Source organism: Ercella succinigenes, assembly GCF_900002895.1.
The window spans coordinates 1-16056 of the sequence record NZ_CDHP01000067.1 but is presented as its reverse complement, the minus strand read 5'-3'; the positions used below and the strand labels follow the sequence as shown (position 1 = coordinate 16056).

General features: G+C 35.9%; 15 protein-coding genes and 1 riboswitch. Of the genes, 7 read left to right on the top strand and 8 right to left on the bottom strand.

All coding sequences use genetic code 11. The features are described 5' to 3' along the window. Positions 1–23 precede the first annotated feature (23 nt). Positions 24–1814, bottom strand: a complete 1791-nt coding sequence (locus AC0KSB_RS14055) for an aldehyde ferredoxin oxidoreductase family protein (RefSeq protein ID WP_472310385.1) — start codon at positions 1812–1814, stop codon at positions 24–26. Positions 1815–1849: 35 nt separating this feature from the next. Next, positions 1850–1970: riboswitch (molybdenum cofactor riboswitch) on the bottom strand. Between the two features lie 121 nt (positions 1971–2091). Then, positions 2092–3771 (bottom strand): diguanylate cyclase domain-containing protein, encoded by a 1680-nt coding sequence (locus AC0KSB_RS14050; RefSeq protein WP_472310384.1) that lies wholly within the window; start codon positions 3769–3771, stop codon positions 2092–2094. Between the two features lie 263 nt (positions 3772–4034). Here AC0KSB_RS14050 and AC0KSB_RS14045 point away from each other — a divergent pair, with 263 nt between their 5' ends. Beyond that, entirely contained in the window at positions 4035–4694 is a 660-nt protein-coding gene (locus AC0KSB_RS14045; protein ID WP_472310382.1) for a cytidylate kinase-like family protein, read from the top strand. A gap of 123 nt (positions 4695–4817) precedes the next feature. Here the strand turns inward: AC0KSB_RS14045 and AC0KSB_RS14040 are convergent, their stop codons facing one another. Next, positions 4818–6038, bottom strand: coding sequence for an L-lactate MFS transporter (locus AC0KSB_RS14040; RefSeq protein ID WP_472310380.1), 1221 nt, complete (start codon positions 6036–6038; stop codon positions 4818–4820). A gap of 497 nt (positions 6039–6535) precedes the next feature. On the opposite strand from AC0KSB_RS14040, the gene AC0KSB_RS14035 reads away from it, so the two are divergent. Beyond that, positions 6536–7042 carry a CarD family transcriptional regulator gene (locus AC0KSB_RS14035; protein ID WP_472310378.1) on the top strand — a complete coding sequence of 169 codons (507 nt, stop codon included), beginning with the start codon at positions 6536–6538 and terminating at the stop codon, positions 7040–7042. Between the two features lie 170 nt (positions 7043–7212). On the opposite strand, the gene dinB is transcribed toward AC0KSB_RS14035, so the two are convergent. The 5 genes from dinB to AC0KSB_RS14010 all read right to left on the bottom strand — a co-directional run bounded on the left by dinB (position 7213) and on the right by AC0KSB_RS14010 (position 10924). Beyond that, positions 7213–8454 carry a DNA polymerase IV gene (gene dinB, locus AC0KSB_RS14030; RefSeq protein WP_472310376.1) on the bottom strand — a complete coding sequence of 414 codons (1242 nt, stop codon included), beginning with the start codon at positions 8452–8454 and terminating at the stop codon, positions 7213–7215. 15 nt (positions 8455–8469) lie between these two features. After that, positions 8470–8889, bottom strand: a complete 420-nt coding sequence (locus AC0KSB_RS14025; protein ID WP_472310374.1) for a protein-export chaperone SecB — start codon at positions 8887–8889, stop codon at positions 8470–8472. Beyond that, positions 8879–9445, bottom strand: coding sequence for a type II TA system antitoxin MqsA family protein (locus AC0KSB_RS14020; protein WP_472310372.1), 567 nt, complete (start codon positions 9443–9445; stop codon positions 8879–8881). The genes AC0KSB_RS14025 and AC0KSB_RS14020 overlap by 11 nt, the downstream gene beginning before the upstream one ends. Positions 9446–9491: 46 nt before the next feature. After that, positions 9492–9827, bottom strand: coding sequence for a type II toxin-antitoxin system MqsR family toxin (locus AC0KSB_RS14015; protein WP_472310370.1), 336 nt, complete (start codon positions 9825–9827; stop codon positions 9492–9494). A 131-nt stretch (positions 9828–9958) separates the two neighbouring features. Then, the gene (locus tag AC0KSB_RS14010; RefSeq protein ID WP_472310368.1) at positions 9959–10924 is read right to left on the bottom strand and encodes a hypothetical protein; all 966 of its coding nucleotides are present in this window, start codon (positions 10922–10924) and stop codon (positions 9959–9961) included. Positions 10925–11265: 341 nt separating this feature from the next. Between AC0KSB_RS14010 and AC0KSB_RS14005 the strand changes: the two genes are divergently transcribed. The 5 genes from AC0KSB_RS14005 to AC0KSB_RS13985 all read left to right on the top strand — a co-directional run. Further along, positions 11266–12102 carry a type III pantothenate kinase gene (locus AC0KSB_RS14005; RefSeq protein WP_472310366.1) on the top strand — a complete coding sequence of 279 codons (837 nt, stop codon included), beginning with the start codon at positions 11266–11268 and terminating at the stop codon, positions 12100–12102. Between the two features lie 425 nt (positions 12103–12527). Then, entirely contained in the window at positions 12528–13166 is a 639-nt protein-coding gene (locus tag AC0KSB_RS14000) for an ECF transporter S component (protein ID WP_472310364.1), read from the top strand. 253 nt (positions 13167–13419) lie between these two features. Next, positions 13420–13836: a secondary thiamine-phosphate synthase enzyme YjbQ gene (locus tag AC0KSB_RS13995; protein WP_472310362.1), complete on the top strand. Its 417-nt coding sequence runs from the start codon at positions 13420–13422 to the stop codon at positions 13834–13836. A gap of 93 nt (positions 13837–13929) precedes the next feature. Beyond that, entirely contained in the window at positions 13930–15096 is a 1167-nt protein-coding gene (locus AC0KSB_RS13990; protein WP_472310360.1) for a nucleotide sugar dehydrogenase, read from the top strand. A gap of 48 nt (positions 15097–15144) precedes the next feature. After that, positions 15145–16056, top strand: a 912-nt coding sequence (locus AC0KSB_RS13985) for a glycosyltransferase family 2 protein (protein WP_472310358.1), incomplete at its 3' end; no start/stop codon positions are given.

Here is a 16056-nt window from a genome sequence, read left to right as displayed (position 1 = left end):
TAAAGTCTAATATTCTAACGGTCTTAAAGCCCCAGTGTATTTAATCTTTCTTTTTGAGGAATGCCGTCATTGCCCCAGCCCCTCAACTCATAGTATTGAGGAAGCATTTTGGAAAGTTGCGTTATGTTTCCTACAGAAGGTCCTTCAGGAATAGGATCTTCTAATAGTCTTTTTGGCAAAGTGTCTTGTGAAGGATCAATACCTGCTCCCAGATTGAAAAGTCTTTCAATATTCCAGATTCTTTCTCCGGCAGCTAGAGCATCATCTGCAGTCAATTCAGTTCCCAAGGTTGCATTAAGCATATCTGCATATTCCTGAGCACCCATGGCAAAAGAGGTAAATAAGCAAAGTCCGGTCGAATCAATCAAGGCTGTAAGATCCTGGAATATTTTTGCCCATTGTGCTTTCCCCTCGATTGAGAAACGATCAAGTTTTTCTGGCATGCCGATTATTTCAGGAGAGATGAGATAGCCTCGTACATGACAACCACCACGGTTGGATGTTGCGTATTGTAACCCTTGTCCCTGGATTGCCCGTGGATCATATGCCGGCAATTCTTGTTTTTTGACCGACATTGACAGTTCAGCCATTCCGTAACTGTCAGCCATGCGATAAGATCCCTCTGCCATTTTATCTCCGAGACCTTTTCTTTGTCCCATACGTTTTGTCCACTCAATGACTGCTTCATTATTTCCGAATTCTAGAGATACTCCATCTAATTCTTCTTCTTTTATCATGCCTCGCTGATATAATTCCATTGCAGCTGCTATGGTTGCACCAGCAGAAATAGTATCAAGACCATATTCATTACACCAGTAGTTGGCTTTTATAACGGAAGGAAGATCAGAAACACCACAATCGCCACCAAAAGCCCAGATAGTTTCATATTCAGGTCCGCCACCTTCAATATCATCAACTTTACAATATCTGCCACAGGCTATAGGACAACGATAACAGGGATCTTTTTTGGTAAGATATTTTTCTGCCAAAGCTTCACCACTGATGCTTTCTGCCTGAGGGAACTGGGCTGTCTGGAAATTATTGGTAGGGAAGACGCCGTTTTCGTTAATAATATTAACTAATACAGCAGTACCATAAGCAGGCAAACCCTGGCCTGTGACACCGTTTTCTTTTATCTTGGCAGTACAGATTTTTACTACTTCTTTTAATTTGGCCTCATCTGCAATTTTAACCTTGCCGGTACCACGAACAGCAATTGCTTTCAGATTTTTTGAGCCCATAACAGCACCGACTCCAGAACGACCAGCAGCACGAGAGACATCATTCATTACTGCTGCGATTTTTGACAAGGACTCTCCTGCCGGACCTATAGTTAGGACTTTGGTTTTAGCAACGGTTTCTTTCTCAATAACAGAAGTTGTTTCAGAAACAAGTTTACCCCATAAATGAGCAGCATCTCTCAATTCAATCTTGTCGTCTTCAATAACAAGATAAACTGGTTTTTCGGATTTGCCTTCAAAAATAATCAGATCATAGCCTGCCATTTTTAGTTCTGCACCCCAGTAACCACCAGAATTTGACGATGCAATTGTTCCGGTAAGCGGCGACTTGGTAACGACCATGTAGCGTCCTCCTGTTGGAGTAGGGGTTGCCGTTAATGGCCCTGTAATCATGATAAGCTTGTTTTCTGGACTTAATGCATCAACACCCGGATCGACCTCATTGGTCATTATCCAGGTGCCCAAACCACGACCGCCTACAAATTTTCTGGCAATAGCTTCATCAAGTTCTTCTGTTTTCCAATTTCCTGTTGAAAGATCTACCCTTAGAATTTTTCCTTGAAATCCGAACATAAAATTTCCTCCCGTTTCAAATTATTTGCACAAGCATAAAACTGATGCCAAATCCTTTTCAATACGGAAGGCGATACCGTTTCCAGTAACACCCGGCGGCTCACATTCATAACCCACAAAAGCCTTAGAAATATGAGCTCGGATAAGGTTTTTCTGATTCGGTTAGAACTATTAAATTATAATTGAATTCTAGCATGAAAAAAGCAATATGTAAATTTAACAATAGATATGATGAAAAGTTTGCAGATGTTTTTGTTTTTGACATCATAAATGCACTTTAATCACCAATATATGTTGAGCGGTTTTTTCCCTGACTTTTGGAAATATATAATGCTTTGTCAGATCTTTTTAACGCATCTTTATAATCATAATCGCTTGTGTGAAAGAAGGATATGCCCATAGAAATCGAAATATTTACGTCATTAGAACCCATAGTAGAACTTGTATTTCTAACGCTTTGCAGTATTTTGCAGCATAATTCATTTGCATTTTCCGGTTCTATATTGTCACAAAGAAGGATGAATTCATCTCCGCCCCAGCGATATAAACTATCTGTATGGCGTATCACATTGCTGATTGCCTTCCTGACCTCGATCAAAACTTCATCACCAAAATCATGACCATTTACATCATTGATGGCTTTAAAATTGTCAAAATCTATAGAAATAATAGCGGGGCTTTTGCCTGTATCTTTAAAATTGGCAAAAGCAAATGTCAGCGATTCAATCCCGGCTGATCTTGAACCTGCTCCTGTCAGAGTATCACAATTAACTGCCTGATCAAGGTTTTTGACATGATCAATTAAAGCAATATTAAAAATAACTGACTGCAAGGCTACAGCAACCCAGGCGATATTAGAACTAACAGCGTTATTAGCGATAATTCCAGACATTTTCAAGAAAGAAACAGCTGCCGTAATGATCAGGAATATCCAACCAATCAAAAAATAGATAGATTCTTTGTCCCTTTTTCGAATATAGTTAATCGCAATTGCCATAACAATTAGGGAGGCAAAAAAAGCATAGAAATAAGCATATACATTTCCTGCTACTCTTAGTCCAGAGAAAATCAAAATGATTCCAGGAACAGCAAGAGAAATTATGAAATTTAGAATTTTCTTGATTTTGGCAAATCCCGGTTTGTCGGCAAAATAAGAAGTGGCAAAAAAAGCTCCTGATAATATCATAATCAAGGCGGCATGAACTCCATATCCAGTTAAAAAATAAAGTCTGCCGACAAAAATAACGCGCATAAGTCCAAGCAAAATAAGCTGGTAAATGACGATAAAAAGCATAAAGACCGAAAACAAAAGATGCCGCAGTTGTTTTAGTCTGAAAAACGTTATTATCTGATAAATGATCATAGCAAGAATCGTACCCAGCATCATACCAGTAAAGAACATTGCTCTTATACTGCGTCTGGAAAAATCGTCTCTCGATAATATTTCAAAAGAATAATTATGTGAATAAGGAGAATTTATTCTTACATATATCGGGTTTGTCCAATCAATGTCTTTATCAATCCAGAAAGCCTGTTGAGGATAAAGGTCACTGTCCAGTTTGCCTTCATACCCCCAGCCGCTATTTTTGCCGATGTAATTGCCATCATTTAACGGCAAAAAAACAGTCACATTTTTGACCACCTGATTATTTACCACAAAATAAAAATCAGAATTTGCAGCTTGATTGGTTAAAGCTGTGTCCAGATTATCAGGTAGAATCTCAAACCACCAGGTAGAATCATTATTACCTAAAGCAACCCTTGTTTTGTCAGTCTTAGTAAATGAAGCGGAATGGTCTGTATTAATAAAATCGTCTATCGTGTACTGAGAATTCAAATCTTCAAAATAACTAACAGGTAAGAAATTTTCATCTGAGCCAGACCTAAAGAAGCCTGCATATACAAACAGACTTATCAATAACACAGCCGCTAACAAAAACAAATTAATTTTTTTCACAAAAATCCTTTCTTGAGCTAAAAACTTGTTTTTCGATATTTTACAATAATAATAACGTTTTAACTATCAAATAATATATGAATTAAGAAAAATTAAGAAGATAATACTACAAAGCGAAATAATTAATTTACAAATGTTACAGTTTTTCAATGATATAATCGGTATAAAGAAGGTAAGATATATATCAATAATAAAGTGGCTTCACAAGAGAAACTGGAGTTTTGAGATTACGACGATAGCAAGCAAAAGAAAGGAGCTTTATTATGTCAGTAATAACTTTTTCCAGAGAGTTTGGAAGCGATGGAGATCAGATCAGCAGGCAGGTTGCAAAAGAGTTAGGATATCAGTTAGTAAACAAGGATGTAATTGAGGAAGTGCTTGTCAAATATGGCATGGTTGCCTTTGACGAGATGTACAGTACAGAACATGGCATCTGGGGAAGATTCGACTCTGAGAAAACAAGAATAGTAGAAATGTTAAATAAAACAATACTTGCTTTTGCTAGAAGAGGCAATTGTGTTATTGTTGGACGAGGCGCTTTTGCCGTATTGCACGAATATAATGATGTAGTTAATGTATGTATAAAAACTCCTCTTGAGAAAAGAATAAAAAATATTATGACAGAGCATGATCTTGAAGATCCGGCAAAAGCAGGTGAATTAATCAAGCAAAGTGACCGTGTCAGAAGCAGTTTCCTTCAAACCTTCTATGGTATAAAAAGCAAAGAAACAGGATGGTTTGACCTTTGCATCGACACAAGAATTATTCCAGAAGGGACAGCAATTAAATGGATAGTTGAGGCGGCAAAAGAAATGGAAGCAGAAGAGGCCAAAATGGCTGCCAAAAGCGAATCAACTACTGAAGAAATAAGCAAAGACGTGGTTTTGCAATCGGCAATTGACGAAGTGCTGGCAGAACTATAATTAAACTTCAGATGAGAATATAAAGAAAAATCTCTTAAAATATCCTTAGGTAAAAATATTTGAAAAAATTGATATTACCCTTGTGCGGTACTTGTTACCGCACAAGGGTATTTGTTGTTGGAATTATAGTTGCTTAGTGACAGCCTGTTTTTGACGTGGTGATTTGAGGAAAAGGAAAATCACTGCACCGGCAAAAGAGCAGATGGAAGCAATTATAAAAGCTGTGCCGAAATTACCGGAATCTCGGAAAATTCCGGCGATATATGTAAAGATAATTGAGCCAAAACCAAAACCTAGCAAGACCAGGCCATAGTTAGCTCCAACATTTTTTACCCCAAAATAATCGGCAGTAAGGGAAGGGAAAACTCCAAGGAAACCGCCATAGGAGAAAGCAACCAAAGCTATGATCGCAAAAATCAAATAAGATTCTGCCAAGATAAGGAAGGGAATAGAACTTCCGGCAAGTACCAGTAATACCAGAACAGTTCTTTTGCGCCCTATTTTATCGGAGAACCAACCCCAGAAAAGCCTTCCGGCAGAATTGAATAGAGAAATTATCATTACGCCTATGGTTGCTGTCTCAGCAGGAATTCCTCCTGCTATTCCGATTGTTTTGGCAAAAGGAATAACCATGAAGCCGGCAGCACATGCCAGCATCAGTGTTATTGAAACAAGATGAAACTGTTTCGTTTTGATAGCTTCACCAGGAGTAAATTGCATCTGATCTGAATTTTGAGCGCTATTTGGTACCCAGCCACTTGGTTTGAAATCAGCTGGCGGATTTTTAATGAACTGCGCACCTATTAATGATACGACAACAAAAATCAGACCAAGCCAGATAAAAGTTTCCAGAACACCACGTGATTTTATTAGTGGTGTAGCAACATTTGTGAATACGATTCCACCAAAACCAAGTGCTGAAACGATACAACCGGTGATAAGGCCTCTCTTGTCTGGAAACCACTTTTGACAGCAAGCAATTGTACTTGTATATGTAGTACCCATACCAAAACCGCCGATAACTCCGTAGGTTAACCAAATCCACCAAGGACGATCGGCTGTTGTAAAAGATGCCAAAATAAACCCTAATCCCAGAACCAGTCCACCAAACATGATGACAGGTCTAGGGCTGAATTTGTCTTGAACTCTGCCGCCGACAAAACAACCGACAGACATAAAAAATATCAGAAGTGAAAAGGGAAGAGCAGCTGTTGCCTGCGACCAGCCAAAAAGCTCAATAACCTCAACTTGAAAGACTCCCCATATATAGGCTGTCCCAAGACATAATTGAATGCAAATCCCTGCAATAACAGGAATTAATCTGTTAAATTGTTTTTTTTCCATGATTTCCATCCTTCCATTCTCCGTAGGTTGATTAATTTGCGGTGCTAAATGACAATAGCTGCAACTACAATTAGCCTTCTTGTTTGTTTTCAGTAAACTGCAAAGGAAAGAATATCATATTATTGATTATTTAGGAATTACTCACAAAAAATTTTGTTTTCTTAAACCGTAAAAACACAAACTTAATTGCGCGTGCTATTTGCGCAAAAATGTGTTATAATAGACACTAGCATGTTCCCGTCGAGTTGCTGACTGTGTGTCATCGTGAAATATGACTAACAAAGCAGAAAAGATGGATTGAAAAATTCATTAGGATCGCTGAATTTCTCCGAAAATATTTTTTCGGACACTACTCTGTAATTTGGCTCTCTGCTTTTGCCGGCAACATCTAAGATTAAACTGTTTAAGGTTTCAAAAGGAAAGCGATTATTTAAGTACAGAATAATTCTGATCAGAGCTTAATGCGTTCAGAATTATCAGACCTTGGGGGTATTTTAATGTATCAGATCAATGATTATGTAGTATTTGGCTCTAATGGTGTTTGTCAGGTTTTGGATAAACGTATTGAGAATTTTGGCGGAGGCACAGAACGTGAATATTATGTTCTGAATCCTTTGAATTCAAGGAGCTCGACTATTTATGCACCTGCTGACAAATGCGATATTCAGATGCGTAAGCTGCTTAAGCGTGATAAGGTGCTTTCTTTACTTGAAGAAATGCCTGATGAAACACCTGAATGGATTAGTGATAATCAAGCAAGAAAAGCCACTTATGGTCAGATTTTACAAAATGGCGACCAGCATGAACTTCTAATGATGATAAAGGTTTTGAATCAGAGACAGGCAGACCTTGAAGAGCAAGGCAAAAAATTATCTGCACAGGACACAGAATTTAAGAAGAACGCCGAAGCCTTGATCAATAATGAATTTGCTTTAGTTTTGGGAATGGAACCAGAGCAGATTCTACCAATGATACTTGATCACAGATCAGAACATGTTTCCTGAATAATTAGGAATATTGACTGATTGACATTCGGATTCGGGCTAACAAGCCCACCCATCAGTAGAGATATAACCCCTGGTAATGTTTGCTCCAAAGGCTCTTTACCAGGGGTTTTTTATCGATAGTGTCGTAAAAAGCCTTGCTTTAGCTATGGAGAGAGTCAAATAAATCCTTATTTATCTCGTTTTTCTTTTTTTGAGTTGTTTTTTAGATTTAAAAGAGATCCGCGTGTGACAATATCATTACCATGCTTATCTTTGATTTTATCCATTACCTGATCAAGAGCATCAGAGTGTATACCGAAATCAGATTTTAAATTATTATCTCTATCAGTTTTTGCATTCTCATCAAAAAAAGAAATCTGACGGTCGGAGATATTGCTTTCAAAACCAGACAATGTTATGCCAACAAGCCTGACTGGTTTGCAGCTATTCCAGTTAGCCTGCAAAAGTTCATAGCCATACTTAAAAAGCTCATAGCCTGAATTTGAAGAGGGCATAGATGTTTGTCTTGTAATTGTCGTAAAATCCGTATATTTCAGAGTAATTCTAACTGTATGCCCTTTTTTATCGTGCTTTCTGGCTGTACGGCAGACATCCTCGGCCAGATCCATAAAAATAGAGCGGATTTGAGTCGGTTCATAAGCGTCTTCAGATAAAGTAGTAGCTCTGCCAATTGATTTCATACTATCAGCACTGCGGCCGATGACCGGATCAATGTCAATACCATGAGCATGCTGATAAATAATATCACCACTTTTACCAAATGTTTTTACCAAAAAATTGCGATCGACTTTTGCCAGATCGCCAATCGTCTTAATACCATAACCAGCTAGTTTATCGGCTGTTTTGCCGCCAACTCCATACATTGATCCTACCGGCAGCGGCCACAATTTTGTACTTATGTCACTTAGCCATAATTCGGTAATCCCAAGTGGTTTCTTCATTTCAGAAGCCATTTTGGCAAGAAATTTATTCTCTGAAATACCTATAGAGCACCATAGATCAAGCTGTTCTTTTATCTGCTGCATTATTTCTGTTGCCGCCTGTACAGGTTTGCCCCAAATGCCCTCGCATCCTGTCATATCAAGCCATGCCTCATCGATACTGTTCTCTTCAATAACAGGAGTAAAATTTGATAGCAATTCCATTACTTGATTTGATTTGTACTGGTAAAAATCATGATCAGGTGGAACAAGTACTATATGGCTACATAATTTTTTTGCCTCATTAACAGTCATAGCCGTTTTAACACCAAATTTACGGGCATCGTAATTTGCCGCCAAAATAATTCCCGTTCGATTTTGAGGATCACCAGCAACTGCGGCCGGAATACCCTTTAAGGATGGGAATCTTGACATCTCACAAGCTATGAAAAAAGCATTCATATCAACAAGAAAAATAACTTTTTGCATGATTACATTATAATACTACAAAATATCATCTTTAAAGGCATTAGCAATATTAATAATAGGTAGAATCAATGGTGGAATATTTGCTGTTGTAGTAAGAGAAGCAATAATCGAACGTAAAAAAGGAAACATGATAGCAATGGTATTTTCCCTTATTAGTATTTCTTGCGATATTTCAGTATTTGTTTCCTCACATAATGAAAAATCACCAGTCATTTGAACTTTAATACTGAACGGTAAAGGTTTTTCGATTGTAGACTCTAATAAAAAAGAAAGTGATACTTTATAGTTGTCCTTTTCTTTTTTGTTTTCTTGCAAATCTACACTGAATTCAGGATCGATTTGCAATTCAATATTTTCTGGGAAATCATTTGTTAATTTGAATTCAATTGTATTAACAGAATATCCATTAAATTGCAAACAGCTATTAGCTGACATAATTACGACCTCCAAACTGTTTACTTATATTTTCATATTGATAAGGGGGTTTTTTTGTGAATAAATATTTTTTTTCGATTTTGAATTGAAATTTATAGCTCCTTATACTCTGCATAATTCTATCATAATCGCTGGATGATAAATGATTTTTCCCTTTTTGTAATAATAATTCGAATACTTCTGGATAACTAGCAAGTTCTATTAGGTTATTTTGCGCTACATCTTGAATGCTGCCGTTTTCATACCGTGTTATTGTTTTTTCGCCAAAACCAAGGATTTTAGCAAACAAAGATTGTGATAAATTATATTTATCCCTAATCATCTTTATTTCTTCTGGTTGTAAGAGATTGTTTTTTTCTCTATATTTGCGGTATGCAGATTCTAAATTTTTATCTTCAATTTCATCATTCCAAATCTGAGTGTTGCATTCTTTACAATATGTAACTTTAGCATCGATTTCTGTCATTTCATTCCTTACTGGATATGATTCTTTTTCTTTTTTTATTTCATATTCTCTTTCTTCACCACATTTGGTACAAAACAATTTTTTATTCATTTCCTTAACCCCTTTCGCCAAATAAAGGTTTCCAGGTTCTTAATTACTAGAAACTATCATTTAGATGAAAACTTACTATTTTTATATGCCCGCTTTTCGAATACTCGATTTTGAATTTGATGTATATTTGATCACCAAAAACTCTTTTTTTGAAAACCCATAATTTGTCTTCAGATGGCTTGTTTCTATCTTCCATTGGACCAGAGTGATAGTGCTCACGTGACAAAGATTGAATTTCCAGCAAAGCATCTTTCCATGTTATTCCAAGCCTAGACAGAGTATCTATATTTTTCTTTCTATCAACAGGTATGATCTTCTTTTGCTTTATAGCAGATCGCATATCAACAAGAATTTTGTCTATTTCTTTATCTAAATCTAGCAAATTATCACCGCCTGTGTAGTATCATATGATACTTTATTATAGTTAAATGTGCAAGTTGTTTTTTCAACAACAAACTTAACCTTTTCTTAAATAGTTTATTTAACAAATAACAGGAGAAAAACTCATAAGCGCTAAATTCTGTTTTTAATCACCGGATGCCAGTGTCCATCACTGCCTCGTTGGTGAAGACACCAGACAAAAGCCATAACTTTGACATTGATATGCTGTTTAGAAGGACGCAAAATCAGTTCTTCAATTGACAGATATTCATTATCTTTTTTATCGATAAGCTTTTCTTTTGCCTGATCATATTCAGAAACGAGTTTTGATAATCTATCTTCATTTGCCTGCACAGTTTCTTTTGCCCTTGCAATGTCAGAATGCTCTTTTACCGTTCTGCTGGCGCCACGAGCCGTTGTTGTTGCTCTACTTAAAGAAGAACTGTTCAGCTTTTTTTTGCCGATTATAGAACTCAAAATTGTTGAAATAAAAGAAATAAAAGTTTGAAAACCCTGATGACGTGCCTGTTGCTTTTCCCTGCTTAATGCTTGTTCTGATTTACGTAATCTCTCTTTAGCAGTCTCTATTTTACTATTATATTCACTATCCACTTTTGATAACTCTTCTTGATGTTTTTTATTAGCAGCATCTTTTAATTTTTTCTCAAAATCATGTTTAGACTGTCCTGGTTCAGAAATGAGCTTTAATGCTTTGTTTTGAAATAAAGTAAGAGACTGGCTTTTGTAAAGCCAATTAGCATAATCCTTTTTCCATAGATCATAATTTTTTGCAAATGAGGCTGCTTCCGGCAACTCATGATAATTTATACTGCCAAGAGGTTCATCAGCAAGACAAGACAGCTCTATATCTATATCATAAGCCTTTTTCCAGTTAACTGTTAGAATTTCATCTCTAATTGTTGAAATATGGAAACATTCCCTGATTTTGCTGATGCCTGTTGACGATTGTCTAAGACTTATGCTTGCATGACCAAGTGCTACCGGGACATATGACAGATCTTCCTGTTTGACTTTAGCAGGTTTTTCTCCAAGATAATACTGCTTGATGATGCGCGGCATACTGACTTTCACACTCATATTAACCTCCAGCTGATGATTAAAACAATGCAATGACTGATTCAGATGCGGATCAAAATATTCTTGTTAGAAGATACAAGTTTCTTTAATCGAACATATTAATTTTACTATAAGTGCAATTGATAGTATATGTGACATCACTATGAAATTTGACTTGTTGTTTTGGTTATAATGGCAAAACAGAGATAGGGGACACCCGCAAAAGGTTCATCACTAATTCTGTGGTGGAAGTAGTATAATAAACATTATCAAAATTGTATAATGATTTCAAAAAATATCAACCGGCCCAATTAAGAAAGTTAAGACAGGTCTATAAAACAATTATAAGAGGAGAACTTCATATGAGTAAAAATATAGACAATATAAATACTTTCCTGCCAAATGAGGAAGAATCAATGCTGTTTGCCTGTGATATAGGCAACACTAGCATAACAATAGGTGTTTTTGCCGGTAAAAAGCTGCTTTTTACAGGGAAATTGTCATCAGTCGTTGCACGAAGCGCAGACGAGTATGCTATTTTGCTTAATGGTATTTTTGCTATGCACAATTTTGTGCCGGAAGAAATAAAAGGCTCAATAATTTCTTCCGTAGTAAGACCTTTAAATAATACTATAAAAAAAGCTATAGAAAAAATAATGAAGGTAAAACCATTGATGATTGGGCCAGGGGTAAAAAATGGTCTTAATATCAAAACAGAAATCCCGTCTCAGCTAGGAGCTGATATAGTAGCTGATTCAGTTGCAGCATTGTCTCTTGCCCGCCCACCTCTTGTTATTTTGGCCATAGGTACAGCAACCACGCTCACAGGAATTAACGAAAAAGGTGAATTGAGCGGCGTTATAATATGTCCTGGTATAAGTACATCACTTGATGCATTATCAAGTAATGCTGCCGAGCTGCCGCCCATAGCTTTAGAGGCTCCGGGAAAACTGCTGGGTAGAAACACTGTTGATTCAATGACTAGCGGAATAATTTATGGACATGCCGCCATGATAGAAGGGCTACTTGATCAGATAGCTGCCAAATGGGAAACAGAAAGCCTGCAAGTAATTGCCACAGGCAGTCTTGCCGATCGAGTTTTACCTTATATGAAAGATAGACATAAAATAGACTATAAAAATGACTTGACGTTAATCGGTCTTTGTAAAATATATAGTTTGAATAAAAAACGCCGATGAAATATTTGAAATTCATAAAGATTATACCGATTTGATTTGCTAATTTTCACAGCTTATATCGCTAAATTTCCGGGCTTGTTACACAATTAGACGAATAACAAGCTTACTGTCTTGGTTGACTTGACTTAATAAGTTCAAAGAGGGTATAAAGTAGGTGTAAGGTGGTTATTAAAGCAGTTTTTAAAAGCTGTTCAAGTATCCATTTAGACAATATTCAGGGTCTGTATTAGATCTAGGATATTAGAGCCTAATTTAATATGACTGACAATGTATTGACCTCCTGTTCAGCTTAGTTGATCTATCAAGCAAAAAGCAAAATAAGAGGCAATAACATTAGACGAAGTATTACAAGAAGGCTTTGATAAATATAAACCGTATAGCGTTGCACTTGTTTTAACAAGGCGACAGCGAAAGGAGCAAGAAAAATGAATATTTTTACTAAAACAGGGAATCAGCTTCCCGGTGTATCAGCTCAATCGAGCTCGAACAAAACCCTGCAGATGGTACAGACGGCCATACTGTCAGCGATTCTTATTCTCATGGCTTTCACCCCGCTTGGCTATCTTAGAATCGGAGCCGTATCAATTACTTTCCTGACAATTCCCGTCGTTATCGGAGCAATTATCAACGGCCCCCGCTATGGTGCTTTTCTTGGCGGTGTTTTTGGCGCAACCAGCTTTGCCCAGTGTTTCGGACTGGACGTTTTCGGCACAACCTTAATGAGTATCAATCCGTTCTATACTTTTATTATGACTATGATACCAAGAATATTAATGGGTTATGCTGTAGGTCATATTTATAATGCGCTGGCAAAAAGAGACAAAACCAAGATCTGGTCATATGCCGTCTCTGCCCTAAGTGGTGCTGTTATCAATACAGCCTTGTTTGTGGGTGCACTTATACTATTTTTTGGCAACAGTGAATTCTTGCGCAGCTTTGGTGAAAATATAATTGCCATACTGGGTGTGCTTATAACCTTTAATGCGGTAATAGAAGCAGCTGTAAGTATGACCTTAGGCGGGGCTATCGCCAAGACATTGGCAAAAGTTTTCGGCAATCATTAAATTTCAGATTTTAGAAAAGAAGTTTAAACAAAAAGTTATCAACTATAGTCTTATAAAATTACAAATTAGTTTTTAGTATATTTTTCAATAATCTATTGTGACAAATAATTAAAAAGCTGGTCAAAGAATCATTATTTATTGTTCTGATTCTTGTCAGCTTTTTTTTGTTACAGAAAATGATTAAGAAGTGATACTTTTCAGCAAAATATGATATAGTATTGTAGGTAAAAGTTAAAAAAAGGGAGACTTAAAAATGAAAAGCTATCGCAAAGAATTAACTTTTAATATTCCTTCGAGACGTGGTTTTGTAAACATAACCCCAGATGTTGAAAGATGTCTGGCAGAAAGCGGTGTCAAAGAAGGCTTGGTGCTTGTAAATGCCATGAATATAACTGCCAGTGTTTTTATTAATGACAATGAAGGCGGCTTGCATCGTGATTTTGAAAGATGGCTTGAAAAACTGGCTCCAGAAAAACCATATAGCCAATACGATCATAATGGTTATGAAGATAATGCCGATGCCCATCTAAAACGCACCGTAATGGGCAGGGAAGTAGTTGTAGCAATAACAAATGGCAGTCTTGACTTTGGCACCTGGGAGCAGATCTTTTACGGAGAATTTGACGGTAGAAGAGCTAAAAGAGTGCTGATAAAAATAATAGGTGAATAAATACTCGGCAGTTATTTTATTTAGTAAAAAAAGGTTTTTAGCAGCAAATAATTTTACTTTAGCAATGATTGTAAAATCAGGGAGGCAGATAAATTGAAAATAACAATAGCCGGGACAGGTTATGTAGGATTGTCTAACGCAATACTTCTGGCACAAAATAATAATGTAACAGCATACGATATATTGCCAGAAAAAATTGATTTGATTAATAATAAACAATCTCCGATTATTGATGCAGATATAGAAAAATATCTAAAACACAAAGATCTTCACCTGATTGCTACATCTGATAAAAGGGAAGCTTATCAGGATGCTGATATAATCATCATTTCAACTCCCACAAACTATGATCCCAAGCAGAATCATTTTGATACTACATCAGTAGAAGCAGTAATCAATGATGTTATTTCAATGAACACAAAAGCATTAATGATTATTAAATCAACAGTACCTGTTGGATATACGGAATCAGTTAGAGAAAAATTCCAGACTGATAATATAATTTTTTCGCCTGAATTTTTAAGAGAAGGTAAAGCTCTTTACGATAATCTCTACCCTTCCAGAATAGTTGTAGGCGAAAAATCACAAAGAGCAGAAAAATTTGCCAGTTTATTAGTTCAAGGAGCTATCAAGGAAGATATTCCTGTATTGTTCACAGACTCAACAGAAGCTGAAGCAATCAAACTTTTTGCCAATACATATCTGGCACTAAGAGTTGCTTATTTTAATGAACTTGATTCTTATGCAGAAATAAGAGGTCTGGATAGCAAGCAAATCATAGAAGGCGTAGGGCTTGACCCGAGAATAGGCAGTCATTATAATAACCCTTCATTCGGTTATGGTGGATATTGCTTACCAAAGGATACAAAACAACTTCTGGCAAATTATGCTGATGTACCACAAAACATTATGTCTGCTATAGTAGACGCAAACAGAACAAGAAAAGATCATATAGCAGAAATGATCTTGAAGCGTAAACCCAAAATTGTAGGTATACATCGATTAACTATGAAAATGGATTCAGATAATTTCCGTCAGTCAGCCATACAAGGCGTAATGAAAAGAATCAAGGCAAAAGGCATAAAAGTAATTGTATATGAACCTGCTTTGAAAGAAGACAATTTCTATAATTCAGAAGTTATAAGAAACTTTGACAAGTTCAAGCAGATTTCTGATGTAATTGTAGCTAACAGACTTAGCGATGATCTAATGGATGTTAAGGGAAAAGTTTATACAAGAGATTTATTTAGCAGGGATTGAAAATAACACGATAAGGGATTATTTTAATAATTTTCAGAGGTTATGCATATGTATTCTCCAGAAATATCAATTATTGTTCCCACTTATAATGTTGAAGAATATTTAGATAAATGCCTTACAAGCATTCTAAATCAGAGTGTAGAAAAAAGCAAATATGAAATTATATTAATAGATGATGGTTCAGAAGATTCGACGTATGAAATTGCTGAAAATTTTGCGGAAAAGCATTTAGGAATTATTAAAATATTTCATAAGAAACATAGTGGGGTTGCAGATTCACGCAATTTAGGATTAGAAAAAGCCAAAGGTAAATTTATTTTTTTTGTGGATTCAGATGATTTTTTAGATCCCGATATGATACATAAAATGTATAATAAAGCTATAGAAGACTCGGCAGACGTTGTTATTTGTGGGTATAAAAAAATATATTTAAGAGATGACGGAAGCATTAATCAGGGAAAAATAATCGAAGTACACTATGATAATCCAGAATTATTTAATAAAAATGCAAAACAAAATCCTGCTGTACTGTGTACCATAAAGCCATATTTGTGGAATAAGATGTATAAAAAGCATTTGTTCGAAGACATAAAATTTCCTTCTGGGAAAACTTTTGAAGATGATGCGGTTATCTATGGAATAATTTACAGAGCTGACAAAATAAGTGTCATAGATGAGCCATTATATAATTATATAATTCAGCGTGAAGGCTCGATAACTGGAAGTTTAAATCAATCAATATTTGATATATTTGATGCTTGTGATTTTTTGCAAAAATTTTTTTTAGATAACGGAATATATGATGATTACTACATGGAAATAGAGTACTTATGTACTCACCATATTTTTGCCAGGCTTAATGTAATTAAGAAAAATAAAACTAATTTATTATCAATTGACTTTCTTGATAGTGCATTCAAGTATTTAAATAATAAATTTCCTAAATGGAAGGATAATAAA